At 54.9% G+C, this 25,111-nt stretch carries 20 protein-coding genes; 10 read left to right on the top strand and 10 right to left on the bottom strand.

What is annotated here, in order from left to right; genetic code table 11:
- The first annotated feature begins 357 nt into the window (after positions 1-357).
- From GP473_RS05770 to GP473_RS05780, 3 genes are all read left to right on the top strand, one after another.
- Complete coding sequence (locus GP473_RS05770; RefSeq protein WP_186276681.1) at positions 358-1,671, top strand: inorganic phosphate transporter; 1,314 nt, start codon at positions 358-360, stop codon at positions 1,669-1,671.
- A gap of 12 nt (positions 1,672-1,683) precedes the next feature.
- Positions 1,684-1,986 carry a hypothetical protein gene (locus tag GP473_RS05775; protein ID WP_185769972.1) on the top strand — a complete coding sequence of 101 codons (303 nt, stop codon included), beginning with the start codon at positions 1,684-1,686 and terminating at the stop codon, positions 1,984-1,986.
- Positions 1,987-2,348: 362 nt separating this feature from the next.
- Positions 2,349-2,600: a hypothetical protein gene (locus tag GP473_RS05780; RefSeq protein ID WP_185769973.1), complete on the top strand. Its 252-nt coding sequence runs from the start codon at positions 2,349-2,351 to the stop codon at positions 2,598-2,600.
- A 291-nt stretch (positions 2,601-2,891) separates the two neighbouring features.
- On the opposite strand, the gene GP473_RS05785 is transcribed toward GP473_RS05780, so the two are convergent.
- The gene (locus GP473_RS05785) at positions 2,892-3,914 is read right to left on the bottom strand and encodes a 3-isopropylmalate dehydrogenase (protein WP_186276682.1); all 1,023 of its coding nucleotides are present in this window, start codon (positions 3,912-3,914) and stop codon (positions 2,892-2,894) included.
- A gap of 231 nt (positions 3,915-4,145) precedes the next feature.
- Here GP473_RS05785 and efeU point away from each other — a divergent pair, with 231 nt between their 5' ends.
- Genes efeU through efeB form a run of 3 tightly spaced genes read left to right on the top strand, consistent with a single transcriptional unit; the run spans position 4,146 to position 7,593 of the window.
- Positions 4,146-5,054 (top strand): iron uptake transporter permease EfeU, encoded by a 909-nt coding sequence (efeU, locus tag GP473_RS05790; protein WP_186276683.1) that lies wholly within the window; start codon positions 4,146-4,148, stop codon positions 5,052-5,054.
- A complete protein-coding gene (gene efeO, locus GP473_RS05795; protein WP_185769978.1) occupies positions 5,047-6,201 on the top strand; it encodes an iron uptake system protein EfeO in 1,155 nt (384 codons plus the stop codon). The genes efeU and efeO overlap by 8 nt, the downstream gene beginning before the upstream one ends.
- Before the next feature lie 3 nt (positions 6,202-6,204).
- The gene (gene efeB / locus GP473_RS05800) at positions 6,205-7,593 is read left to right on the top strand and encodes an iron uptake transporter deferrochelatase/peroxidase subunit (RefSeq protein WP_185769980.1); all 1,389 of its coding nucleotides are present in this window, start codon (positions 6,205-6,207) and stop codon (positions 7,591-7,593) included.
- Here efeB and GP473_RS09480 read toward each other — a convergent pair.
- From GP473_RS09480 to GP473_RS05830, 6 genes are all read right to left on the bottom strand, one after another.
- Complete coding sequence (locus GP473_RS09480; RefSeq protein WP_185769981.1) at positions 7,590-7,880, bottom strand: hypothetical protein; 291 nt, start codon at positions 7,878-7,880, stop codon at positions 7,590-7,592. The two genes, efeB and GP473_RS09480, sit on opposite strands and share 4 nt — an antisense overlap.
- Before the next feature lie 333 nt (positions 7,881-8,213).
- Complete coding sequence (gene serA, locus GP473_RS05810; protein ID WP_185770713.1) at positions 8,214-9,818, bottom strand: phosphoglycerate dehydrogenase; 1,605 nt, start codon at positions 9,816-9,818, stop codon at positions 8,214-8,216.
- A 98-nt stretch (positions 9,819-9,916) separates the two neighbouring features.
- Entirely contained in the window at positions 9,917-11,029 is a 1,113-nt protein-coding gene (locus GP473_RS05815; protein ID WP_185769983.1) for a GTP-binding protein, read from the bottom strand.
- Positions 11,030-11,368: 339 nt separating this feature from the next.
- Entirely contained in the window at positions 11,369-12,385 is a 1,017-nt protein-coding gene (gene ilvC, locus GP473_RS05820; RefSeq protein WP_185769984.1) for a ketol-acid reductoisomerase, read from the bottom strand.
- 129 nt (positions 12,386-12,514) lie between these two features.
- On the bottom strand, positions 12,515-13,021 hold the full coding sequence (ilvN, locus tag GP473_RS05825) for an acetolactate synthase small subunit (protein ID WP_185769985.1): 507 nt from the start codon (positions 13,019-13,021) through the stop codon (positions 12,515-12,517).
- A complete protein-coding gene (locus tag GP473_RS05830; protein WP_186276684.1) occupies positions 13,021-14,931 on the bottom strand; it encodes an acetolactate synthase large subunit in 1,911 nt (636 codons plus the stop codon). Before GP473_RS05830 ends, ilvN begins: the two co-directional genes overlap by 1 nt.
- A gap of 395 nt (positions 14,932-15,326) precedes the next feature.
- Here GP473_RS05830 and GP473_RS05835 point away from each other — a divergent pair, with 395 nt between their 5' ends.
- From GP473_RS05835 to ilvD, 3 genes are all read left to right on the top strand, one after another.
- The gene (locus GP473_RS05835) at positions 15,327-16,994 is read left to right on the top strand and encodes a mechanosensitive ion channel family protein (RefSeq protein WP_186276685.1); all 1,668 of its coding nucleotides are present in this window, start codon (positions 15,327-15,329) and stop codon (positions 16,992-16,994) included.
- 71 nt (positions 16,995-17,065) lie between these two features.
- Positions 17,066-17,875, top strand: coding sequence for a PH domain-containing protein (locus tag GP473_RS09485; RefSeq protein WP_246394705.1), 810 nt, complete (start codon positions 17,066-17,068; stop codon positions 17,873-17,875).
- Positions 17,876-17,893: 18 nt separating this feature from the next.
- Positions 17,894-19,744: a dihydroxy-acid dehydratase gene (gene ilvD, locus GP473_RS05845; RefSeq protein WP_185769990.1), complete on the top strand. Its 1,851-nt coding sequence runs from the start codon at positions 17,894-17,896 to the stop codon at positions 19,742-19,744.
- Between the two features lie 47 nt (positions 19,745-19,791).
- On the opposite strand, the gene GP473_RS05850 is transcribed toward ilvD, so the two are convergent.
- On the bottom strand, positions 19,792-20,694 hold the full coding sequence (locus GP473_RS05850) for an ArgP/LysG family DNA-binding transcriptional regulator (RefSeq protein WP_186276686.1): 903 nt from the start codon (positions 20,692-20,694) through the stop codon (positions 19,792-19,794).
- A 72-nt stretch (positions 20,695-20,766) separates the two neighbouring features.
- Here GP473_RS05850 and GP473_RS05855 point away from each other — a divergent pair, with 72 nt between their 5' ends.
- A complete protein-coding gene (locus tag GP473_RS05855) occupies positions 20,767-21,561 on the top strand; it encodes a LysE/ArgO family amino acid transporter (RefSeq protein ID WP_186276687.1) in 795 nt (264 codons plus the stop codon).
- Between the two features lie 132 nt (positions 21,562-21,693).
- Here GP473_RS05855 and GP473_RS05860 read toward each other — a convergent pair whose 3' ends face one another.
- Positions 21,694-23,184, bottom strand: coding sequence for a DoxX family protein (locus GP473_RS05860; RefSeq protein ID WP_185769995.1), 1,491 nt, complete (start codon positions 23,182-23,184; stop codon positions 21,694-21,696).
- Positions 23,185-23,422: 238 nt separating this feature from the next.
- Positions 23,423-24,940 carry an Asp-tRNA(Asn)/Glu-tRNA(Gln) amidotransferase subunit GatB gene (gene gatB / locus GP473_RS05865; protein WP_185769996.1) on the bottom strand — a complete coding sequence of 506 codons (1,518 nt, stop codon included), beginning with the start codon at positions 24,938-24,940 and terminating at the stop codon, positions 23,423-23,425.
- Between the last annotated feature and the right edge of the window lie 171 nt (positions 24,941-25,111).

Genomic DNA, 25,111 nt, shown 5'->3' on the forward strand with positions numbered 1-25,111 from the left:
AAAAACACCCCATTCTCCCCATTCATTACAAAAATTTTCCCTCCACACAGAGGAAAAAGTAAACACAAAGTTAACAGTTCTAGAACACCATGTAGCCTTCAGGCAACTTTCAGTGAACCGATGCCCTTTCAGCGCAAAATATCCGTCAGAATTCCCCACATTTTTACTTCAAAAATGGTTGTTATTGCAGGTCAAAGCAGAAAAATGAATTCTATTGTTCAATCATTGCATAGAGAGTATTTTCATGTTTGGCAGAAAACTGTGGAACCTCGTCCCCACCATGTTTTCCATGAGCCACCCTGAGTGGCAGACCTGACGTTAACCCGCAACGCGTGAGACACAAAAGGATCACTGACAGTGACAGCAACTCTCATCATCCTGGCCATTGTGGTCGTCACAGCCTTGGCTTTCGATTTCACAAATGGTTTTCATGACACAGGCAATGCCATGGCTACCTCCATTGCCACTGGCGCCTTGAAGCCCTTCACAGCCGTCGCTCTCTCCGCCACCCTCAACCTGGTGGGCGCATTTTTATCTGTCCACGTGGCCGCGACAGTCGCCTCCGGAATCGTTAACCTTGATTCCTATAACCTGTCCGCTCCAGCCGGTGGGGGCGTTCCATTGGATGGTGAAGCACTGCTACTGGTGGTCTTCACTGGCCTCATCGGCGGTATTCTCTGGAACTTATTTACCTGGCTTCTGGGCCTTCCCTCCAGTTCTTCCCACGCACTATTCGGTGGTTTGATCGGTGCAGCTCTCGCCGCCATGGGCACTTCTGGTGTTGCGTGGAGTTCCATCGCCGGCAAGATCCTTTTGCCCGCTGTGGTCTCTCCTTTTCTCGCAGGTTTTGTTTCCGCTTGTGGCACCTGGCTCATCTACTGGATCACCAGCACTATTCCTTCCAATGTAAAGAATGAGCACTTCCGTCACGGTCAGATCATCACTGCGTCGCTGATGTCTCTGGCACACGGCGCCGGCGATGCCCAAAAGACAATGGGTGTCATCTTCCTCGCATTGGTGGCAGCGGGCAATGCCGACGCTGATATGCGTATTCCCACGTGGGTCATCGTCGCCTGCGCTGTGGCGATTGCCGCAGGAACCTTGTCAGGCGGTTGGCGCGTGATCCGCACCATGGGCAAAGGTTTGGTAGAAATCGAATCCCCTCAGGGTCTGGCAGCGGAGGCTTCCTCTGCCTCCATTATCTTGACTTCAGCCGTGGGTGGCATGGCACTTTCTACGACCCACGTATCCACCGGCTCAATCATGGGTACCGGAATCGGTAAGAAAGGCGCCTCTGTCCGCTGGGGTGTAGCGATGCGCATGGTCGCAGCCTGGCTCATCACCCTCCCGTGCGCGGCGCTGGTCGGATTCCTCTCCTGGTGGCTTGCAACCGCCGTATCTCGAGCAACGCAACCAGTTGTCGGTGTGATCGTTGACTTTGCACTTCTCATCGGCTTCACCGCACTCATCATCATTCGTTCACGTATGAACCCAATCGATGCGTCTAACGTTAATGACGAGTGGGATCCCAATGCCGAGTCCGTCGATTCATCAGTGGAACCACACCCCGCAGCTCCTCCTGCTTCCACCACCAACAAACCACAGTCTGCATCCGCCGAATTGGCCGGCGCTGGTGCTTCTACCCAGTCGACCAAGTCTGTTGAGAAGTAAAGGAAACCAACGATGACCGCCGCAGAAATTATTACCTCCCTATTTCGTGTTTCCGCTTTCGCCCTCACCTTCGGTGCTGGAATCCCGCTCCTTTTCGCTTTGGGTATGCGCGCTATGACGGGTGACCCCATACACGATGAAAATGGCGTCTTGGTGGGAGACACTGAAGCGTCCCCACAAATGAAGCTACTCGGATGGATCGTGTATGGTTTCCTCGCCTTAATCATCGTCACCGCCATTGTGTTCATCGCGAAGGATTCCCTAAACCACTACTTCGGCTGGAATCTGTTTCCGGGAATTTCTGGCAAGCACTAATAGAACACCGCTTCACCCAGTTTGGCTCGCCGAGAGCACTATCTCTCATCTCTATCGGCCCCGATAGAGTGGCCGCCCAGTGTAGAACACACTAGGCGGTTATTTATTTTTGCAACGTCAAAATTCCTCAGAGAATATCTGTCTAACTGGGGTTTTACCCATCGACCAGACCGTCAACACGCACACAAAGACCGAAAATACTTGCAATCACCCACTATCGGAACTAACCTACTAATCATTGGTTCGGCAAAGAGTGCTCGATGCAGCGTCAGCACTGCGTGAACCCTTTTGTCCCCTTGGCACAAATACCTTGGGAATTTTCGTTTACCGCCCCGACAACGCTCGAATGAGGTGAGCACGATATGAATACAATCAACGGATTCCTCGATTCCGTTTCTTCCGTTCTTAAGAGCTCGACCGGAACGGGCTTGGACGTGCTGGAAACCAACTCTGTACCATCACGAGTTGCAACTAAACTGTTCCATGCTGACCGTGTTCCTGCTCGCAGTGCCGACGTGGCCCGTGCCATCAGTGAAGTAACCGGACGAGCAGCGTCAGAAAGCGACATGCTCACAGCAGAGCATTTCCTTCTATCACTCGGCTTCTTGCGCTAGCCAATCCCAAGTAATCATCAGCAAATCAGCAGCCAGAGCTACCGACAGTTCCCTTGGATCATCTCAGTGTCTCTGACTCTTTAACTACTCAGCGTGCCCTACTTCGCTAGAAGTACACACGCACACAAGCCCCGGCCACTCCCTCAAAGAGGAAGAGCCGGGGCTTCACGTCGCTGTGACTGCGCACGAGCGGCAGCCACAGCGGCAAACTACATCTTAGCGAGTTCACGAGCATCTACTAGGTAGCACGTGCAAGCACGGTTTAGGTCTACCGGGGCAGATGTGAGGAAGTTACATCGCAGCGACAGCTGCAGCAATCCGATCGCCCACCTCAGCAGTCTTAATCGGTGCACCGTCGCGCGAGCTCACTTCCTCCAGCACCGCTTTTTCAACCTTTGCTGCATTATCCTCATCGCCGAGATGACGAAGCATGAGAGCTATCGAGAGAATTGTTGCGCAAGGATCTGCTATACCCTGTCCAGCGATATCAGGCGCGGAACCATGTACTGGCTCGAACATGGAAGGGTTCCTGCGGGACGGATCTATGTTTCCAGACGCCGCAAGTCCGATACCACCAGTTACTGCACCTGCAAGGTCGGTCAAAATATCGCCGAATAGGTTGTCGGTAACGATCACATCGTAGTGTTCTGGTTTGGTCACCATATAAATGGTGGCGGCATCAATGTGGTTGTATTCCACGGTTACCTCCGGGTACTCGCGGGATATTGTCTCCACTGCACGTTCCCACAACCCACCCGCATTCACCAATACGTTCGTCTTGTGGACGAAGGTGAGTAGTTTGCGTCGAGACTGCGCACGCTCAAAAGCATCGCGGACAACGCGCTCCACCCCGTAGTACGTGTTCTGTGAGACCTCGGAGGCAACCTCCTGGTCTGTACCTTGGCGCAGGGTGCCGCCATTGCCGCAGTACAGACCTTCTGTTCCTTCGCGCACTACCACAAAGTCGATGTCACCAGGATCAGACAAGGGACTCACCGCTCCTGGATAGAGCTTGGCGGGGCGCAAATTGACCGCGTGGTCTAGCTTGAAACGAAGTGGCAGGAGCAGCCCTCGCTCAAGAACGCCCGCAGGTACGGAGCGAGGGTCTCCAATCGCACCTAGCAGGATTGCATCGTGCTGACGCAGGGATTCCAGGTCCTCGTCGGTGAGCGTTTCACCATTGCGTAAATAGCGACGGGCGCCGAGGTCATAATCGGTGGTGTCCACATCGTCTCTGAGGGCGCGCAGAACCTTCAGCGCTTCGGGAACAACTTCTGTTCCGATGCCGTCGCCAGCGATCACCGCGAGTTTCATTATATGAACTCCTTTGTCTCACATAGTTGGATTTAAGGAAAGTCTAACATGTCGCCTACACGCCCTCTCTCGCCCACAGCCCCCATTTGGACAATTTTTCACAACAGCAATATTGCGAAATACTCCAGCTAGAGTATTGTTCAATCCAGCAGTAATAGCTTAGGCATGCCTTAGGTTATTAAGGTTCCCCTTCTTCATACGCTTCTCTACTAGACATCAAGGAACATCAGCGTGCTCTACGCCAATCTCCTCATTGGTTTACGCGAGGGGCTCGAGGCCACCATGGTGGTCACGATCCTCGCGGCCTATCTCACCAAAACTGGAAGAAAAAGCGAACGCCCTGCGCTCTTTGGCGGCGTGGCTGTTGCTCTCATCTTCACCGTCATTGCGTTTGCAATCCTTCACTTTGGCACCAAGACGCTCACCACCACTGGTCAAGAGCTAGTCGGGGGCATCGCATCGCTAGTGACTGTTGCCATGATCACCTGGATGCTGCTCTGGATGAGCAAGGCAGGAAAAAACATCGCCGCTGAGCTCACGGGAAAAATGCAATCCGCTATTGGTCCCAAGGCCGTCTTCTTCGTTGCATTCCTCGCCGTCGGTCGTGAAGGTATCGAAACCATCCTTCTCGTTTTCGACACAGTGACGTCAGACAATGCCACTCCCTTCATTGGGCTGGCCATCGGCCTGGCCATAGCCGTCGCCATCGGCGTTCTGATGTACCTGGGGGCTATCCGAGTAAACATCAGTGCGTTGTTCACCATTCTTGGGGTTCTTCTGGTGATCGTCGCTGCGGGTATCCTCCGATACGCCGTCACCGATCTGCAAGAGGCCAATGTTCTTCCCGGTCTGTACACCTTTGCATTTAACATCTCACACGTGCTGGTGCCGGGCACATGGCTCGCTACAGCTCTTGAAGGCATGTTCAATATCGTGCCTGCCCCAACGCTTCTGTCCTTTATCGCTTGGGCTATTTACTTGGTGGTCGTCATGTATCTCTTCCTACGTCCATCTCGACAACCATCTCGACCAACGACAGAAGCCGCGTCCTCCGAAGCAATTTCTTCATCGACCGACGCCACATCCTCCCCCTCCCAACCCATTTCTTCTCCCCAGGAAGCAGTAAACAACAATGCGTAATACCCGCCGTTATACAACCCCTACCCTAGCGCTTGTACCGCTCATTGCCTTAGGTGCCAGCTTGACCGCATGTGCTGATAAGGCGGATCTTGCGTCGGCAACAAATATCGAAGTGAAAGCAGACGATACGTCCTGTACGCTCACGAACGACCAGGCAAGCACCGGCACCGTTACCTTCGATATCGCTAACTCTGGTTCCAAGATCAACGAGTTCTACATCACCACCAATAACGGGCGCGTGCTCGGTGAAGTAGAAAACATCGGGCCCGGTGCGTCACGCAAGTTGGTCGTCGAATTCCAAGAGGCTGGAACCTACACCACACTGTGCAAACCGGGAATGGTGGGTGAAGGCATCAAGGGACAGATCAACGTCACCGGCGATGCGGTCAATCTCGCTGAAGGCGACGCCGCTCTCCAAGAAGCTGTGGACAACTACACCACCTATGTACGTGCTCAAGCCACGACACTCAATGAGCTCACACCTGCATTCGTCCAAGCCATCAAGTCCGGCGACATCAACAAGGCTAAAAAGCTCTATGCCCAGGTTCGTACGCCATATGAGCGCATCGAACCCGTTGCGGAGTCCTTCCCCAACGATCTCGATCCTCGCATCGACTTGCGTGAGGCAGACCTCGCCGAGGGCGATACCTGGACTGGCTTCCACCCCATCGAAAAAGCTCTCTGGAAAGAAGGCAAGATCGACTCCTCCACCAAGAAGCTCGCAGACCAGCTATCCAAAGACATCCAGGAGCTCGTAGACGGAGTAAACTCCAAGGACTTCCAGCTCACTCCCACCCAGATTGCTTCCGGAGCGCAGGGACTGCTCGATGAGGTAGCCACCTCTAAGATCACCGGTGAGGAAGACATCTTCTCTCACACAGATCTTTATGACTTCCAAGCCAACGTGGAAGGCAGCAAAGCTGCCGTCGCAGCATTGGAAAGGTCGTTAGAGGAGAAGAAACCAGGCATGCTAGCGGAGATCAACAAGCGTTTCGACTCCGTCCAGGCCGAACTGAACAAGTATCGCCAAGGCGAGGGCTTTATCAGCTACGACAAAGTCAGCGAATCTCAGCGCAAAGGCCTATCAGTTGCATTGGATCATCTCTCCGAAGAAGTCGCCAAGGTGCAGCATACGGTGGTGGACTAGTCGATGAGCAATTCTTCTGACACTCACCCAGCCGACCGCAAAGAGCCTATCCCCACGGAGCAAAAACATCCTTTTGCGGACGCCGAGTCACCCTCTAGTAGTGCTGAATCTCACACCAGTAACTCTGGTACGGGAGAAAAATCTCGTCGGGGGTCGGTGAGCCGTCGAAAATTCCTGGCCGGCTTAGGTTTGAGCGCTGGAGCCGGTGCGCTCATAGGGGGCGGAGGCGTGACTGCGGTGCGCGCTGCTTCGCAGTCCCATTCTTCGACGCCACAACCCGTCCCCTTTTATGGCACCCATCAGGCAGGCATTACCACTGCCCAACAGGAAAATCTCCATATCGTAGCGTTAGACGTTCTGACGAAAGATAAAGCAGAACTCAAAGATATGTTGACTCGCTGGACAGCGATGTCCGAGCGCATGTCACGAGGCCTACCTGCCGCAGAACAGCCTAGTGATAGCGAGTATGCGGTTCCGGCCGACTCCGGAGAGGCCGATGATCTCAGCACCAATAACCTGACCATCACCATCGGCTACGGACCGAGCCTCTTCGACGGGCGTTTCGGGCTCAAAGATCGCAAGCCCCGGCGTTTGAAAGCGCTACCGACATTTCCTAGCGACCAGCTGATCAAGGAATTCTGTGACGGTGACATCGTCGTCCAGGCGTGCGCCGATGACCCTCAAGTGGCGGTTCACGCTATACGTAACCTCGTTCGCGCCGGCAGTGGCGTGGTTGAAGTGCGTTGGTCCCAGTTGGGGTATGGTCGGGCGAGTTCCACATCCGAAGAGCAAACCACCCCGCGCAATCTCTTCGGTTTCAAGGATGGAACCCGCAACATCCACTCTGGGGAAAAGGACGATCTCAACACCTACGTGTGGTCTGACGAAGAGGGGTGGATGAACGGAGGCAGTTACCTGTGCGCCCGCCGCATTCGTATGCTGCTTGAACTGTGGGATCGCCAGATTCTCGGCGAACAGCAGGCGACCTTTGCCCGTTACCGTCATTCTGGCGCTCCCTTAGGTCTGGAAGACGACGCCGCGAGGGAATTCGACGCAGTCCCGTTTGATCTCGTATTAGGAACGGAACCCGCGATCCCCACCGATTCTCACGTCTACCTCTCGCATCCAGACAATAATGACGGCCAGAGGATGCTGCGTCGAGCCTATAACTTCATCGAAGGATCAGACAGCTTCGGGCATCTTTCTGCAGGCCTGTTTTTTATTGCTTTTGTGGGAGACCCACAAAAGAGCTTCATCCCCATTCAGATGAAGCTCTCTCGCAATGATCGAATGAACGAATACGTCCGTTATGAATCCAAGGCGATCTTTGCCTGCCCAGCGGGTCTGCCAGAAGATGGCTCCCTGGACTGGGGAACACAGCTATTCGACTAGTGCTCGTCCCAGTGCCCCTCATGTAGGGCGTGGCGGTGGCCATCGTGGATATAGTCCACGTGGTCACCGTGTCGTACAGCTTCGTGACCACAATGTGGACCGTGCTGATGGTCGTGGTTCTCGTGTACGCGATGCTCGGTTGGCTCGCATTCATCCCAGTGACCATCGTGCTCGCGGTGGATGTGGCCGTCATGAACGTAGTCAATGTGGTCACCGTGCACGAAGCTCTTGTGGCCGCAATCAGGGCCGTGCTGGTGATCGTGGTTCTCGTGCTTAGTGTGCGTCATTTCTATGCACTCTCCTCATTCTTATGTTCTGTCACAACACACTTTACTGGTTTTCAATAGATTTTCAACAATAGGCATTAAATTTGTTTTACCTGCGGGTTCGATAAACAATCATCTGTTATGATTTTCAATAATAATAGGGGGTTTCCACCCAGCTCACAGCGACAGCCATCCCCCTATTCCTCCCCTTTTTCCACAACGTCACCCACTACCCCCAGAAGGTGACAGGACACCCTAGAAAAACTCAACACACGCAAAAGGCACCGGCCGTGGCAACAGCGTGCCATCGTCCGGCGCCCTATGTCACGAAGCGCTGCGGCGCCCCCCCAGACCCTAGTTCAAGTCAAGAACAACAGCGGTGGTTGCGCCTAATTCGCCCTTAATCTGCTCAACGATATCTTCAGACAGAGGCTGATCAACGCGCAGAACCAGCGTTGCGGATTCTTCCTCCGCCTCAGCGTTTTGAGACAATGCCGCCGCATCAATATTGATGCCCGCAGCTCCCAGAGCGGTACCCACCTTCCCCAAAGCACCTGGCTGATCCCCATAGGTAAGGAATAGATTCGTTCCCTCGGCGCGAAGATCCAAACCACGGTCATTAATGCGAACGATCTTCTCCACGCGATCCAGACCAGTCAAAGCACCAATCACCGATACGGACTTGCCGTCTCCAGCAACAACCTGTACTTCAAGCACTGAGCGGTGAGAAACAGACTCATCGTGAGTGGAGACCTCTAGCTGCACGCCGCGCTCTTCAGCGATCTTCGGAGCATTGACGAAAGTAACCTGCTCATCGATAACTCCGGAGAACACGCCGCGCAGAGCAGACAGCCCCAGAGCATCAACCGATTCGGTCGATAGCTCTCCACGGGCCTGCACGTTGACGGTCGCTGGAGCAGCCCCCAGCAAAGCGCTGCCCACACGGCCTAGCTTGGTAGCAAGCCCCAGCCACAGAGCAACCTCTTCACCGACTTTCCCGCCAGCCACGTTCACAGCGTCAGGGACAAAGTCACCGGACAGGGCGCGCAATACAGATGCGGCAACGTCGGTACCCGCGCGATCTTGCGCTTCTACCGTCGATGCGCCCAGGTGCGGCGTAACAACTACTTCAGGCAGTTCAAAGAGTGGAGAGTCCGTGCAGGGCTCAGAAGCGTACACATCGAAACCAGCACCGCGGATATGGCCTGATTTGATCGCCTCAGCCAGAGCAACCTCATCAACCAAACCACCGCGGGCAGCGTTAATAATGATCTGCCCCTTCTTTGCCTTCGACAGCAGATCGGCATCGAACATGCCCGCGGTTTCTTTGGTCTTCGGCAGGTGAATAGTGACGAAGTCTGAGCGACCCATCAACTCTTCGAGATCCTCAACCAGTTCCACGCCCAGCTGCGCAGCGCGCGCCGGATTGGCGTATGGGTCATAGGCAATAATGTCCGTCTCGAAGGCAGCCAGGCGCTGCGCAAACAACTGGCCAATATGACCGAAGCCTACGATGCCAACGGTCTTATTGAGAATCTCCACGCCATTAAATGACGAGCGCTTCCACTCACCGTCACGCAGAGTTTTATCGGCCGCTGGGATCTGGCGAGCTGTAGACAAAAGCAAGGAAATTGCGTGCTCACATGCTGAGTGAATATTGGAGGTCGGAGCATTAGCTACCATCACGCCGCGGGCGGTGGCGGTGTCGATATCCACATTGTCCAGACCAACGCCTGCACGGCCGACGATCTGAAGCTTTGGCGCTGCTTCCAATACTTCAGCGTCAACGGTGGTGGCAGAACGTACGAGCAGTGCATCTGCGTCTACGACTGCCTTCAACAGCTCTGGGCGGTTTGGGCCATCAACCCAGCGCACCTCGACAGAATCACCAAGGGCATCAACGGTGGATTGGGAAAGCTTGTCGGCAATGAGTACTACCGGACGGTTGTTGCTCACGATAAATATTCTCCTGAGTGGAAAAGTGCTGCCTTGCCCGCGCCGAAACGACCGCGCCGACACGAGAAGGGACCACGCCATCCAGATGTGACGTGCGACTCTTACAGCATAGACCGAACTTCTGCGTCACTCAGCATCGCATCCTGAAACTTTTTCAGAGCAGTCTGCCCATCAAAGTTCACGCCGATGAGAACCACTTCATTTGACGGGGTCAGATTTGTCTGCTTCCAGAAGCCCGCAGGCTGAATACGCAGGTCAGGACCGGCCTGATGCCATACCTGAACCAACTCCGGCCGATCAGCAATCCAGCAATACCCCTTGGACCGCACCAGACCAGTAGTCGCACGCAAAGCCTCCAGCAACCTACCCCGATCGAAGGGGCGGTCACCCCGAAAAACCACGGAACTAATCCCGTACTCCTCGGTTTCAGGCGTGTGGGGATTTTCCAGTTCTTCCCAGTAACCCTCGTACGCTCGAGCAGTTTCCTCGTTGTAAAGATTGGCGCCCAAAATATCTCCGATGACCGAGCGACCATCGACGGTACCGTTAACCATCTTCTCGACGCTGGCACGCGGATTCATCCGCTTAATCAGAGCAACCGTCGCGTTGTATCGGCCAGCACTCACCAGATCCGATTTCGTCACATAGATTTTGTCCGCGAATTCTATCTGATCAACAAGCAGATCGGCGATAGTGCGCTCATCATCAGGTGTGGCTTCGATTTCCGCCTCGGAGAGCAGTCGCTTTTGTCCGATCTGCTCGAGGAATTGGGCGGCATCTACAAGGGTCACCATGGTATCGATCGGCGCGATATCCGCAAGGCGCGTACCATCTTCCCATTGCCATTCAAAAGTGGCGGCAACGGGCATAGGTTCGGAAATGCCGGTGGATTCAATGACAATGTGGTCATAGTCTCCGCTGCGCGCCAGCGAACCAACGGATTCGACCAAATCTTCCCGCAGAGTGCAGCAGATGCAACCGTTTGTCAACTCCACAAAGCGATCCTCGCCACGTGTGAGGTGCCCCTCGCCTGCGATGAGGGCTGCGTCGATATTAATCTCAGAGAAATCATTGACGATGACGGCGATGCGTCGCCCTTCACGGTTAGCTAATAGTTCGTTGAGTAGCGTGGTCTTTCCAGACCCGAGGAAGCCGGATAAGACGGTTACGGGAGTGCGTTTCTGGCCGCGAGTGGCCGAGGGTATTTCAGTCATGACTGCCACCCTACACCTTAGTGATAATACTTTTCATTAAGGTGTTCTCGCAAAGACCCTAACGCACGACTGTCCCAGCTCACGCGGGTTACAGGTGCAAGCGGCTGAATAACCAACAGCCGAAAACCCCTGCGGGTACCAACTCCCGCAGGGGTTTTCAGAACTTTTCTCGGGGCAGTTCTCAGTCGCCATGTTCGACTCCGGAGACGCAGTCCAGGCACCTATCGATACAGGGAATGTCTTCCGCCATAACTCAGGCTAAGAACTCCAGTGACACAGTCTTCGTGCCACCTCCGATTGCGCAGATCTGCACTAACTCCGCTTTATACACACTGCGCCTTATGCGGTCTCCGCACGTGCGTCAACCTTGACCCAGCTCATGAGATCACGGAGCTTCTTGCCGGTCTTCTCGATCTGATGGTCATTGAAGGAAGCGCGGAGGCTCTCTAGCTCTTTGTTGCCACCCTCAACGTTGGCAACCAGGCGCTTAGTGAAGGTGCCGTCCTGAATATCAGCGAGAATATCCTTCATGCGAGCCTTAGTGTCTGCGTCAATAACACGCGGACCGGAGAGATAACCACCGAACTCGGCGGTATCAGAAACGGAGTAGTTCATGTTCTCGATGCCGCCCTCGAACATGAGGTCGACGATCAGCTTTAGCTCGTGGAGGCACTCAAAGTAGGCCATCTCTGGCTCGTAGCCAGCCTCGACGAGAACCTCAAAACCGGTCTTGACGAGCTCCTCCGTGCCACCACACAGCACTGCCTGCTCACCGAACAAATCGGTCACCGTCTCTGCTTCGAAGGTGGTTGGGATGACGCCAGCACGAGCGCCACCGATAGCCGCTGCATAGGACAGAGCCAAGTCACGTCCTTCGCCCTTTGGGTCCTGGTCGACAGCAATCAAGCAAGGTACACCCTTGCCATCAACGAACTGGCGACGAACCAGGTGACCCGGCCCCTTTGGAGCAACCATGCCGATGGTGATGTTGTCGGCAGGCTTAATAAGATCAAAGTGGATATTCAAGCCGTGGCCAAAGAACAGTGCATCGCCCTCTTTAAGGTGAGGAGCAATGTCATTTTCGAAGATGGTGGCCTGCGAGGTGTCCGGAGCCAGGAGCATGATGACATCTGCCCACTCGGAAGCCTCAGCGTTAGTCATCACCTTGAATCCGGCTTCTTCAGCCTTCACGCGAGACTTAGATCCTTCGCGCAAGCCAATTGCAACATCCACACCGGAATCACGCAGATTCTGAGAATGCGCATGCCCCTGGGAGCCGTAACCGATAACAGCGACCTTACGTCCCTGGATAATGGATAGGTCAGCGTCGGCGTCATATAGCAGCTCGATTGCCATGGAAGAAGTTCCTTTCGTTGGTGACCAACTGTCGATGGTTCCAGTTATACCAGCGGTCGTTTCATTAAATGGGATTGACTGTCCATATAGTGACACACGGGGGTGATTCCACCGTATATCACCTGAACACTAAAGTTTCGCGGGATACATAGCCTTCGGGCCACGGCTCATCGCAGTAGCACCGGACTCAATCAATTCGCGGATCCCGAATGGCTCCAAAATGTCCAACAGTGCCTGAAGTTTCGACGGAGAACCCGTCGCCTCAATGATCACAGATTCCGGTCCCACATCCACGACGTGAGCGCGGAAAAGCTTGGCCGACTCGACCACCTGAGTACGGTTCGATGCGTCAGCCGAAACCTTAACCATCAGCAACCCGCGAGCCACGGTAGTGGCGGGATCTTGCCGAGACACTTTAATCACCGGAATCAGCTTGTTCAGCTGCTTAGTGATCTGTTCCACAACGCGTTCCTCACCTTCAGCGGTGATCGTGATGCGGTTGATGCCCTCGATTTCAGTGCGCCCGGAACTGATCGACTGGATGGAGAAAGCACGGCGGGTGAACATGCCGGAGATACGGGAAATGATGCCGTCGACATCCTCACAGAGGATGGACAGAGTGTGCAGTTCAGCCATTAGTTCTTCTCCTCTTCCTTCTGCAGACCATCAATCTGTTCCTGGAGGTCTTCTTCCATTTCATCCTTGATGACGTTGTGGATATCAGCCGGGTTCTCTGCCGCAGACGCCTCCTCGTCGAAAAGAGGACGCAAATTCAGGGCATATTGAATCTCATCATTTGGTGTACCAGCGGCAACCATCGGCCACACCTGAGCATCCTCACCCACGATGAAGTCGATCACCACCGGACGATCATTAATCTCCTGAGCCTTGCGAATCGTAGGTTCTACATCCTCTTCGCGAGTGACACGGAATGCCGCACAACCCATGGATTCAGCCAGCATCAAGAAATCCGGCAAATAGGTTTCCCCAGGCTTCAGGTTGGTGTTGGAGTAATGCTCCTCATAGAACAAAGTCTGCCACTGACGCACCATACCCAAGTTGCCGTTATTAATCAGCGCAACCTTGATCGGGAGCTTTTCAACGGCACAAGTGACCAGCTCTTGATTGGTCATCTGGAAACAACCATCGCCGTCGATAGCCCACACATCCTTGTCCGGCCTGCCAGCTTTTGCACCCATTGCTGCCGGAACGGCGTAACCCATCGTGCCGAGCCCTCCGGAGTTCAACCAGGTACGAGGATTTTCATAGTCTACAAACTGCGCTGCCCACATCTGGTGTTGACCGACGCCAGCCACATAAATAGCCTCAGGGCCCACAACCCGTGACAAGGCTTCAATGACGAACTGAGGTGCCAGCTTCTCATTCGGCTGCTTGTCATAGCCCCGTGGGAAATCTTCGCAGAGCTTACCCAGGTACTTCAGCCAACTTGCGGTATTTGGACCACCCAGTTTCAGCGCTTCCATCGCTGACTTCAGCGCAGACAGTACCTCACGGGCATCGCCCACAATAGGCACCTGAACCTCACGAACTTTGCCGATCTCAGCAGGATCAATGTCGGCGTGAATGACCTTAGCGTTCGGGGCGAAGCTCGCCACGTCACCGGTGACACGGTCGTCAAAGCGAGCACCGATGGTGATCAAGAGATCCGCTTTCTGCAGAGCAGCGACCGCAGGAACAGTGCCATGCATGCCGGGCATACCCATGTGGAGTGGGTGAGAATCTGGAAATGCTCCCAACGCCATGAGAGTGGTGACCACAGGAATGTTGTAAGTCTCAGCCAATGCTTTCAGCTCAGCATGAGCCTCGGACTTAATGACGCCACCGCCCACGTACAAAACCGGCTTGCGAGCCGCATTGATCATGCGCACCGCTTCTTCAATCTGACGGGCATGCGGAGTGGTGACCGGACGGTATCCGGGCAACTCGTATGTAGGAGGCCACACGAAGTCCAGCTCCGCATTCTGAACATCTTTCGGGATGTCAACGAGCACAGCACCTGGACGGCCGGTCGATGCCACATGGAATGCTTCGGCGATCGCCGCTGGAATGTCCTCCGGACGAGTCACCATGAAATTGTGCTTGGTGATCGGCATTGTCACACCGCGGATGTCAGCTTCCTGGAAAGCATCTGTCCCCAGCATGTGCTGCCCTACCTGCCCGGTAATAGCCACCATAGGTACGGAGTCCATGTTTGCATCAGCAATGGGCGTTACTAAGTTCGTGGCACCTGGCCCCGACGTGGCGATGCACACCCCGACTTGACCTGTGGCCTGCGCATAACCGGTCGCGGCATGACCTGCTCCTTGTTCATGACGAACAAGGATGTGATTGAGCTTCTTGGAGGAGTAGAGAGCATCGTACAGAGGTAGCACTGCGCCACCAGGAAGACCGAATACTACGTCGGCACCGAGCTCTTCAAGAGAGCGAACGACAGCCGTTGCTCCGTTAATTCGTTCCGGGCGCTTTCCGCGGGAATTCTTGGCCAGGGTTGCTGGAGTTGGTTGCGAGCGTGATGTGTCAGTCACGTGTCAGTCGCTCCTTGGATCAGTGGACATCTGTACTGGAAACAATCAACCAGAAGCGCCCCCAAGGAACCGACCTCGTTAATCGTCGGTTTCTAGGGGGCGCCAGGTTATTCGAGTCTCAAGGTGAAGGTGCTTCCGGCGCCCCTCAACGCACGAGTACGCGAATAATAAGGTTGGTTATCATGGGTCTAAGCCTAGCGTTCCACTTGATCTAACGCAACTCATTTACCGGCTTTTTCTCAAAATACGGGCGGAATAATCTCACTAGATGAACTCTATATGGATGTGAATTCAGCACTTTTCCACGTCTCAGACAGTGAATTCTACGCATACAGTGTCCACATCCCCCGCCTTATCTACGCCCACTGTCCCACCCATTTACTACGGTTGGTCTCATGCTCAATGTCGATTACTTCCTTCTTCGCCTCTGGGAATGGCTCATCCGCAACGGCCTCCCCATCGCAGCACTGCTAATCGTCGCAGTGCTCATTCCCCGCGTGGGGCGTCTTGCCGTTCGTATCGTTACGCAACGCTTCTCGAAGGAAGAAGAAGCAACCAAGACGCGTCTCGCGCTCATCGGAGCCACAGTCTACGTCCTGGAAGCCATTGCATACTTCTTCGTGATCATGCTGATCCTCACAAAGCTCGGGGTGCCACCCATGGGCGCTGCCATCCCAGCCACTGTGGTTTCCGCCGCTGTCGGTTTCGGCGCGCAAAACGTTATCGGCGACTTCCTCGCCGGCTTCTTCATCATTTCCGAACGTCAATTCGGTCTCGGCGACTACGTAGGATTTGATGGCCCGTCTAAGCCGGTAGAGGGGACTGTCGTGGCTCTCACGCTACGCTCCACACGTCTACGCACGCCCTCCGGGGAAATGGTCAACATTCCCAACGGTTCCACTGGTGTGATCACGAACTTCTCCCAGGAATGGTCACGCGCCGTGGTTGACATCCAGATTCCAATGAACTCCGGTGAATCTATGGCCGACCTCACCCGCAAAGTAGAGGCAGCAGCTGAGGAGGCTGTCAAGGATCCGGAGGTTGCTAAAGACATCACAGACGATCTCGATGTACTCCCCGCCACCAAACTCATTCAACCTACCACCGCAGGACAACCATGGTCTGTTCAATACCGCATCACGGTAGACGTAAACCCTGCACGCCAGTGGGCTGTAGAGCGCGCAATCCGCGCAGCTATAGCCAATGTGTTCTGGGATCGGATGCAAGTCGCGAGAGGCTTTGCTCCGCTTAATCCCGACGGCACTTCTGCTCATCACGGAGATCTTCCCCACGGCTCTAACGGGCAACACTCAGACTCGGACACACTAGAAGCAGCTACAGAATTGATGCCATCAGTAGTGGCGTCGACAAAGAAAACAGAACTCAACCAGTCGATACGCAGCCACGGCTCACACAGCTCCATGACTGCAACCGACGATGGCCCGGGAGCTCCCGCGTTCAAAGGCGGGGCTCATAGTGCCGATGGATCAACGTCCAATCAGCCAGGTCACCACGACGAAGAGGCACTGGAGGAGGAAACCATCAACGGTTGGTTCGACCGACATGAATATGACACAAAGCTAAAGAACATCCTCAGCGTCGGTGGCCGAACGCGTGTGTCCACCACTCTCCTGCTCCTCGGCCTCCTACTCATCGGCGGTTTAGCACTGGCCTCCTCCAATCCCGATGGCGGCAATGCCGGTATGCTCAACCCGGCATACTGGAACGAACGCACTAATGGGCAAAAAACCACGCAACCCAGTACCGAGCCATCAGAAGTAACTAAGGACGTCCAGGAAACAACTGGCAACGCCGAACAAACCGCTAACTCAACCGAGACGAACGACCAGCAAGGCAAAGCAAGCAGCACCGCTCCCCAGACAGCTTCTTCACACTCTGACACCTCAGCCCCGACTACTCCTCACCAAAGTGAGTCGCATAACGCTCCACGCCAAACCCCATCGTCCGGTGGAGTCACTGACACGACAGGCAATTCCGTAGATACCCACGCTTCCGCTCCACTCAAGGAGGCAGAGTCCGCAATTAATTCCGCTCGCCGCTAGCACAAGCCCGAAAACCAATACTCGCTACGCCCAGTAGTGCCTCACAGAAAGAACCTGATTAAATAACAGCCATGACCCCTCAGGCAGAAAATCCCAACGACACACACCCCGACACCCCACCCACCTCTGGCCCTGGGGTGAAATGGAAAGGCGAAAATGCCATCCTCACTCCCAGCCGTGAGCACATCCTCGGTGCAGGCGTGATGTTCCTCATCTGCCTCATGTTTACTGGCTACGATGTTTCCACGTTCTTCTGGGTTCCCCTGATACCCCTCGCTTTCATGGCATGGACTCTTTATGTACGAACTGTGGTCGGACCCAACGGAATCACCACTCGCTACATGTTCCGCAAAGGTCAGACCATGACCTGGGATGAGTTTTCTGGAATCCAATTCAGCAACTCAGGCAAAGCCTACGCGGTCGCCCGCGACAAAACAGCACAGGAAGAGGTTCTGCGCCAGATTCGACGTGACACGGCACCCGACTCAACTGGAGCAGCCAACAGCACTACCCCACAGGAAGCACCCCCAGAAAACCAGCAGTACGGGGGAGCAAAGCGGCTCAGTGCGCAGGGGAACAAATCACGTAACACTGCATCTTCGACGGGTATTGAACGGCGCTTCTGGTTACCAGGAGTAACGTTCAATTCACTGGTCACCCTCAGTGCAGCATCAGAAGGTCGCATTCCAGATCCGGTCACCCCCGGACGAGAATCTGCAGACCGCAAGGTTCAGGTGGTCCATAAGGACGGTTACGCCGTGCTTATGACCAAAGAAGAATACGCCGACTACGAAAAAAAGCGACGCGCAGAGGAAGCCGCGAAAAAGGCCGCACGCAATCGCACTACCGAAGAACGCCCCGTCCATAATGACGAGAAATAGAGAAGAGTTACTGAGACTATGAACGCCATCCCATTGAGGTCATCTGTTACCACCCAAGGTCGTAACGCCGCTGGTGCCCGCGCGCTATGGCGTGCAACGGGCATGACCGAAGAAGACTTCGACAACAAGCCAATCATCGCCATTGCAAACTCTTACACCCAGTTCGTGCCAGGTCACGTGCATCTCAAAGACGTTGGCGAGATTGTAGCTGATGCTATTCGCAACGCGGGCGGAGTACCGCGTGAGTTCAACACGATCGCCGTCGACGATGGCATCGCTATGGGACATGCAGGCATGCTCTACTCCCTACCGTCTCGCGAAATTATCTCCGATGCCGTGGAGTACATGGTTAACGGTCATGCTGCTGATGCCCTCGTCTGCATCTCCAACTGTGACAAGATCACTCCGGGTATGCTCAACGCGGCAATGCGGTTGAACATCCCCGTAGTTTTCGTCTCAGGCGGCCCAATGGAAGCTGGTAAAGCTGTCGTCGTCGATGGTGTAGCTCAGGCTCCCACCGATCTAATCACGGCAATTTCCGCATCCGCCTCCGATGCTGTCTCTACGCAAAGCCTGCTCACCGTAGAACAGGCTGCGTGCCCGACATGCGGCTCATGCTCCGGAATGTTCACCGCAAATTCCATGAACTGCCTGACCGAAGCGTTAGGTCTGTCTCTTCCCGGCAACGGCTCCACCCTCGCTACACATGAGGCTCGACGAGCCCTATTTACTCAGGCGGGAACTACCATCGTGGAACTCTGCCGTCGATACTACGGTGACGGTGACGAATCTGTACTGCCCCGGAACATTGCCACCCGGGAAGCATTTGAAAATGCCATGGCTTTGGATATGGCCATGGGCGGTTCCACAAATACGGTTCTGCACATTCTCGCAGCAGCTGAAGAGGGAGGCATAGATTTCACTCTCCGGGACATTGACGAGTTGTCCAAACGCGTCCCCTGCCTGTCCAAGGTCGCGCCGAACTCCGACTACCACATGGAAGATGTCCACCGCGGAGGCGGCATTCCCGCCATCCTGGGAGAGCTATACCGCGGCGGCAAGCTCAACGAGGGCGTTCATTCAGTTCATTCACACACCCTGAAGGAATGGCTACTGCGGTGGGACATCCGTTCCGGTGAAGCCTCCGACGAGGCAATTGAGCTCTTCCATGCCGCACCTGGTGGGGTACGTACCACCGAGCCATTTTCCACGAACAATCGCTGGTCGGAGTTAGATACAGACGCTGAAAATGGTGTCATTCGCGACATCGACCATGCCTACACCGCCGATGGTGGTCTCGTTGTTCTCCGCGGCAATCTCGCAGAAGATGGCGCCGTCATCAAATCTGCGGGTGTGGATCCGTCCGTATGGCACTTCGAAGGCACTGCCTTGGTTGTGGAATCTCAAGAAGATGCGGTCAGAGTGATTCTCGATAAGAAAGTTCAGCCAGGACATGTCGTGGTTGTCCGCTACGAAGGTCCTGCGGGCGGCCCAGGAATGCAGGAAATGCTACATCCGACCGCGTTTCTTAAAGGTGCGGGTCTGGGCAAGAAGTGTGCACTCATCACCGATGGACGTTTCTCTGGCGGATCGTCTGGGATCTCCGTGGGTCATATCTCCCCTGAAGCTGCTCACGGCGGCTTGATTGGTTTGATTCGCGATGGTGATCCTATCCTTATCGATGTCCACGAGCGTCGCCTGGAACTGCAGATTTCTCAAGAGGAAATCGCACAACGTCGGGAAGAAATGGAAGCAAGCGATGCACCATGGACGCCAACCACCCGTCAACGAACCGTGACTAAAGCACTTCGGGCATACGCTGCCATGGCCACCTCCGCGGACCGGGGCGCGGTGCGCGAGGTTAAGTAACACCCGTCAACGCGGTGCGCAAGATGAAGTCGCTGCTATCAGCCGAGTCAGCTGAGCAAAGTGCGCGCCGCTGCCGCGTGGATAGCATCCGTGAGCTTCTCCAGGAGCTCAGATTCCACTTTCCAGCGCTGCCAATACAGCGGAACATCTAGCCAATTCGGGTGGTTCTTTGTGGTTGGTAACCGTCCATCAAGCACCACGAACTGCCCGCTATTGATGTAGGGTGTCGCCGCCTTTTCCGGTACCATCGCCCAACCCAAACCCGCCGCGACGGCATCATTGATGCCGTCGAAATAAGGCACATGTGTTTCTCTTCGTTCCGACGCCACCCTGATGTCCCCCTGGTGCTGCCTCAAATACTCCACTTCTAGCGAATCTTTTTTGTTGTATCGCACATACGGTAGGTTCGACCAGCCAAAGGTTCCGTCCTCTATTAAGGCAGCAACAGTCGGTGATGCAACGGCGAGATAACGCTGATAGCCAAGAAATTCACTATGACAGCCAGTCACCGGCTGTTCCTCTGTGGTCACTGCACCCATGCAATCGCCACGCTGCAGCAAACGCAAAGAGTGTCTCTCATCCTCGATGCGTAAGCGCAACCCTGGCCCCATGAACTCCTGAGCACTAGCGAATACGGGACGAAACCACGTAGCCAAGGAATCAGCATTGATCACAATGCTCAAAGGAACTGTGGCGAGGGAACCGCTGAGCAGGCTGTCAGCTTCCGCTTCAAGTAGTTGCATGCGTCGAGCGGTTTGAACCAGAACCTCACCGGCCGGAATAACGCTCACCGGAACCGTACGGCGTAGCAAAACGCGGCCGACAGCTGCTTCTAGTGTTTTCATCCGTTGTGAAATAGCCGACGCACTCACACCCAATGTGGCCGCTGCGGCCTCGAAAGAGCCTTCGTCGACGATCGCAAGCAGTGTATCCATGTGTCGTGGGAGCATGAAGCTATTCTAAAGCATATTTAGATTCCTTAGATTGCCTTATCTAGAGAGGGCTGCTTAGAGTCAGAAATTATGGATAATCAGTGGCTTACGGTAGCGTTTAGCAGCTTCATTCTATGGACCTCACTCATGCTCGCATTCGGTCCACAAAGCGCCCTCATTCTCAAACAGGGAATCCGCAAACATGGATTAATTACCGTATTGGTGGTTGTGATCATCAGCGATTTCTTTCTTGCGGCACTGGGTATTTCCGGCGTTTCTGCGATGCTCGAACGCGCCCCTTGGCTCGTCACTGGCCTACGCTGGGGTGGCGTGGTGTACATCCTCTGGTTCGCCTCTACCTGCTTCCGTGATGGATTACACCCGAGAGTTGACACCAGCAAGAATGCTCCAGTGGGTAACGATGCCGCGGTTTATAGCAATGCCGTACACAGTCCGCTCCCACTTCCAAACAACGATAATAGCCAGTCTCAAGCCTCACACCGACCACTATCGGCTACCTCACCCGTTAGCCAATCCTCGATAGCAATAGCAGTAGCTGAAGCTCCCGCCCGTACGTCCACACCCCTCACCCTCATTCGCACCGCCACCCAGCCAGGTCTCACGGCCTTCGCCATAACTTGGTTCAACCCCAATGCTTATGTCGATTCAATCCTGCTGGGAAGCTTGTCCATCCACCACCCGGGCATGGACACTGCCATTTTTGTCGGAGCTATGTGCGGCACCTGTCTCTGGTTCCCCTCTTTCGGATTCGCCGCGCATAAACTCTCCGGTCAACTAGCCAAACCGCACATATGGGCCAAGTTGAACCTCGCGATCGGTGTCATCATGGTATTCCTCGCGCTACGCCTGGCAATCGGCGGGTAAAGTACCTCCCCCAACACACCACACCACCCGAAGCCACTATAAGAAAGCCGCTATAAGAAGGAAGTGCCGGGGAGGGGTTTGTTCTCATTCGACTGAGAGCCCAATGCTGCCCAGCCGGGGGATGTAAGCTGTTCAGCCGAGAGGGTTGCCGCCCCCAACAGCTACCCATAGCGCTATTAATCCACCGAGCGCGATAATCGCGAAAATCCAGGCCGAAGCTAGTGGGCGCACTGCCCACCCTCGCGAGCGGTCAAAAGAAGCCTTCCCCGGTCCCGTCAACACTAGAGACAAGCAGATCACTGCGATAAGGATCCACGTACTAAACGTTGGGTCGAGCTCACTTGGCCAGAAACCCGTGGTGGACTCAGAGAGCGCGTGCAAGCCCATGAATCCGGCAACAACAGTTCCTACTGCCGCACCTAACGGCGTGAGCAGACCGAGAAGCACGGATACGCCGCCGATGACCGCTCCGATCGATAGACCAAAGGCCAGGACGTGGGATGAATTGTAGTTAAACATCATGGCTTCAAAATTGTTAAGGCTTGCGCCTCCGAAGCCAAAAAGATTCTGCAGCCCCATGACGAGCAGCCAGATTCCGGCAACGAGCCGAAGAACGAAGACACCGAAGCCAATAGTGCCCCGCTTCTCGACAATTGGTTGCTCTTGATCCTCATCTGCAACATCGTGCGGGACATCACCTTGCGGTGCTTCAGGAAGCTGTTCACCATCTAGCCCTTCCGGCATTTGCTCACTCTGTAGCTCTACAGAAGATCGACCGTGAGACTGCGTCGGGGTCTCAGACTGGGGAGCTGAAGATTGATTCCCTTCAGTTCCAGGCACCATCACCGGTTGTAAAGGCTTTTGCTCGGGCAGTGCACGAGTAACAGGTTGCTGTTGCACGTGAGGAGCTTTCGCATTGGCAGGCTGAGAAGCCGCAACCGCAGCTTTCTTAGTTGTGGAATCTGAGCATTGAGCTCCCGCGATCTTGCTGTCACCGCTTCGTGGGTGACTCGACTGTTGAGCTACCGCAGCTTCACCCTTTGCTTTTGTTTGCGCTTCATTCTGTGCGCCGGGCATAGCGGAGACAGTCTTAGGGGATACATGCGCGGTAGTGCGTGCTTCCTCAGTCTCAAGAGCATTATCCGGGTGGTCTTCGCCCTCATTTTCAGCGGAGACTGTGTGCCTGTCATGGACAGGCTGAGCCTCGATACGCTGCGGACGAGCCCGTCCAAGCATCGCGTAGATGTCACGTGATTGTTTATCCGCCCCAGTAGTACGCTCTGGCTGGGGGGACGCTGTCCGCTGCGCGCTGGAGGCCGACTTCCGCGATGTACTAGAGGAAGACTGTGCGCCCTTCGTCTTCGAGGATACGGCCGTAAACTTCTGAGTCTTGTCCAGCTCCTGGTTCTTATCAACGTCAGCCGATTGCTTGTTCACGGCTATTTCGTCTTTACCACGTGCATTAGCGCCCTTGGCGAACTGTGAAGCTGACTGAGCGGAACCACCGGGGTGAGCGTCGCGGCGGTAGACCGGCACGTCGATATCATCGTGCGGATCAAAGAAATGCTCATCGCCCGGCTTCGGGGTAGATCCATTCTTTCCTGAGTTGTCAAAATTAGTCACGCCCCCAGCCTATGCAACATTCAGAATGCACGTGGGGAGCGTGACTCGGCGCGTCGAGGGAGACAACACATGCACTGCCACTAGAAAACGTGCCGGACATATATCCAGTTCTCTGCGCCCTACCGCCAATCTCCCAGCCTGGACCTACCAGCAGTCCCCTTCGGTGTGGAGCTACTACTAGACTCCGCCGCGGACTTACGGATAATCGTTCTCATACTTCGCCGCGGCTAGGCGCTGACTAGGACAACTTCTTGGCAATTAACTGATTCACCTGACCCGGGTCAGCCTTACCCTGGGTCGCCTTCATCACGGCACCAACGATCGCGCCAGTAACCTTCTTGTTGCCTGCCTTGTACTTTTCGACGATATCTGGGTTAGCCGCCAATGCGTCGTCTACAGCCTTTTCAATCGCCCCGTCATCGCGAACTACTTCCAGGCCTCGAGAGGCAACGACTTCATCAACATCGCCCTCGCCAGCAAGAACACCGTCAACCGCTTGACGGGCGAGTTTCGTCGTCAATTTACCCTCAGAAACAAGTTCGATTACACGGGCGACCTGCGCCGGAGTGATACTCAACTCCTGCAATTCGGTGCCGTTCTCATTAGCCTTACCTGCCAAATAAGATACCCACCACGACCGAGCCTCACCGGGCTTAGCGCCGGCCTCCACTGTCTCGACAATCAAGTCGAGAGCACCAGCGTTAACCAAATCGCGCATCTCCTTGTCCTTGATGCCCCACTCTTTCTGGATCCGAGCTCGACGAATCCACGGCATCTCCGGCAAAGTCTGACGAATCTCCTCCACCCACTCCTCCGGAGCAAGCACTGGAGGCAGGTCGGGGTCATTAAAGTAGCGGTAATCCGCCATAGTTTCCTTCGGACGACCCTTCGAGGTCGTTCCATCGGCCTCCTGGTAGTGGCGCGTCTCCTGTACGATGTCTACACCGTTCACCAGACACGCAGCCTGCCGCTGCATTTCGAAACGGACGGCCTGTTCTACGGACTTTAAGGAGTTAATGTTCTTAGTCTCGGTGCGGGTTCCAAACTCAGTTGACCCCTTTTCCTTGAGAGAAAGATTGGAATCCACGCGCATGGAACCTTGATCCATGCGTGCGTCGGAAACCCCGAGTGCCTTCACCAATTCACGCAGTGCAGAAACATATGCCTTGGCTACTTCTGGAGCCCGCTCCCCAGCTCCCTCGATGGGTTTGGTCACGATCTCAATCAGGGGCACACCAGCGCGGTTGCAGTCGACCAGCGAGGCAGTAGCGCCGTGGATACGGCCGGACGCCCCACCCAGGTGAGTGAGCTTTCCGGTATCTTCCTCCATGTGTGCTCGCTCAATCTCTACACGCCACTCAGTACCATCCTCAAGAACGACATCGAGGTAGCCGTCATAAGCAATCGGCTCATCATACTGAGAGATCTGATAATTCTTCGGCTGATCCGGGTAGAAATAATTCTTCCGGGCAAACCGAGAATACGGGGCGATCTTGCAGTTGAGCGCCAGTCCAATCTTGATGGCCCACTCCACACCCTTCTTGTTGACTACGGGCAACGCCCCCGGCAGACCCAAGCTGCAGGGGTCAACGTTGGTATTTGGGTCATCGCCGAATTCTGCAGACGAAGTAGAAAACATCTTCGTCTTTGTCGCGAGTTCCACGTGGACTTCCATTCCCATTACGGGTTCAAAGCGCTCAAGCACTTCATCGAAGTCCATCACATCATCGGAATAGTCATAGACAGGCGCAGTCATGGGAGCCATCTTAGTATGTATCTGCACGCTTGTGTTCACTTGCCCTTGGGACACACGCCCGGCACTTGATCACCAGATTCTTCCGGTGACAGCACCTGGCTGGTCCCGTGACAACGACTAAGTGGTCGCGGATGGCGCCTCACTGGTGCCCTGACGGCGCGAACCTGTTAG

The sequence above is a fragment of the Corynebacterium anserum genome, assembly GCF_014262665.1.
GTDB lineage: Bacteria > Actinomycetota > Actinomycetes > Mycobacteriales > Mycobacteriaceae > Corynebacterium > Corynebacterium anserum.

Excerpts from the sequence above, each read along its gene's own strand:
- GP473_RS05835 (WP_186276685.1), top strand. The coding sequence starts at position 15,327 with ATGCTCAATGTCGATTACTTCCTTCTTCGCCTCTGGGAATGGCTCATC.
- ilvD (WP_185769990.1), top strand. The coding sequence starts at position 17,894 with ATGAACGCCATCCCATTGAGGTCATCTGTTACCACCCAAGGTCGTAAC.
- gatB (WP_185769996.1), bottom strand. The coding sequence starts at position 24,940 with ATGACTGCGCCTGTCTATGACTATTCCGATGATGTGATGGACTTCGAT.
- GP473_RS05815 (WP_185769983.1), bottom strand. The coding sequence starts at position 11,029 with ATGACTGAAATACCCTCGGCCACTCGCGGCCAGAAACGCACTCCCGTA.
- GP473_RS05775 (WP_185769972.1), top strand. The coding sequence starts at position 1,684 with ATGACCGCCGCAGAAATTATTACCTCCCTATTTCGTGTTTCCGCTTTC.
- GP473_RS05850 (WP_186276686.1), bottom strand. The coding sequence starts at position 20,694 with ATGCTCCCACGACACATGGATACACTGCTTGCGATCGTCGACGAAGGC.
- GP473_RS05780 (WP_185769973.1), top strand. The coding sequence starts at position 2,349 with ATGAATACAATCAACGGATTCCTCGATTCCGTTTCTTCCGTTCTTAAG.
- GP473_RS09480 (WP_185769981.1), bottom strand. The coding sequence starts at position 7,880 with ATGACGCACACTAAGCACGAGAACCACGATCACCAGCACGGCCCTGAT.
- GP473_RS05855 (WP_186276687.1), top strand. The coding sequence starts at position 20,767 with ATGGATAATCAGTGGCTTACGGTAGCGTTTAGCAGCTTCATTCTATGG.
- efeO (WP_185769978.1), top strand. The coding sequence starts at position 5,047 with ATGCGTAATACCCGCCGTTATACAACCCCTACCCTAGCGCTTGTACCG.
- efeB (WP_185769980.1), top strand. The coding sequence starts at position 6,205 with ATGAGCAATTCTTCTGACACTCACCCAGCCGACCGCAAAGAGCCTATC.
- GP473_RS05785 (WP_186276682.1), bottom strand. The coding sequence starts at position 3,914 with ATGAAACTCGCGGTGATCGCTGGCGACGGCATCGGAACAGAAGTTGTT.
- GP473_RS09485 (WP_246394705.1), top strand. The coding sequence starts at position 17,066 with ATGACCCCTCAGGCAGAAAATCCCAACGACACACACCCCGACACCCCA.
- ilvC (WP_185769984.1), bottom strand. The coding sequence starts at position 12,385 with ATGGCAATCGAGCTGCTATATGACGCCGACGCTGACCTATCCATTATC.
- ilvN (WP_185769985.1), bottom strand. The coding sequence starts at position 13,021 with ATGGCTGAACTGCACACTCTGTCCATCCTCTGTGAGGATGTCGACGGC.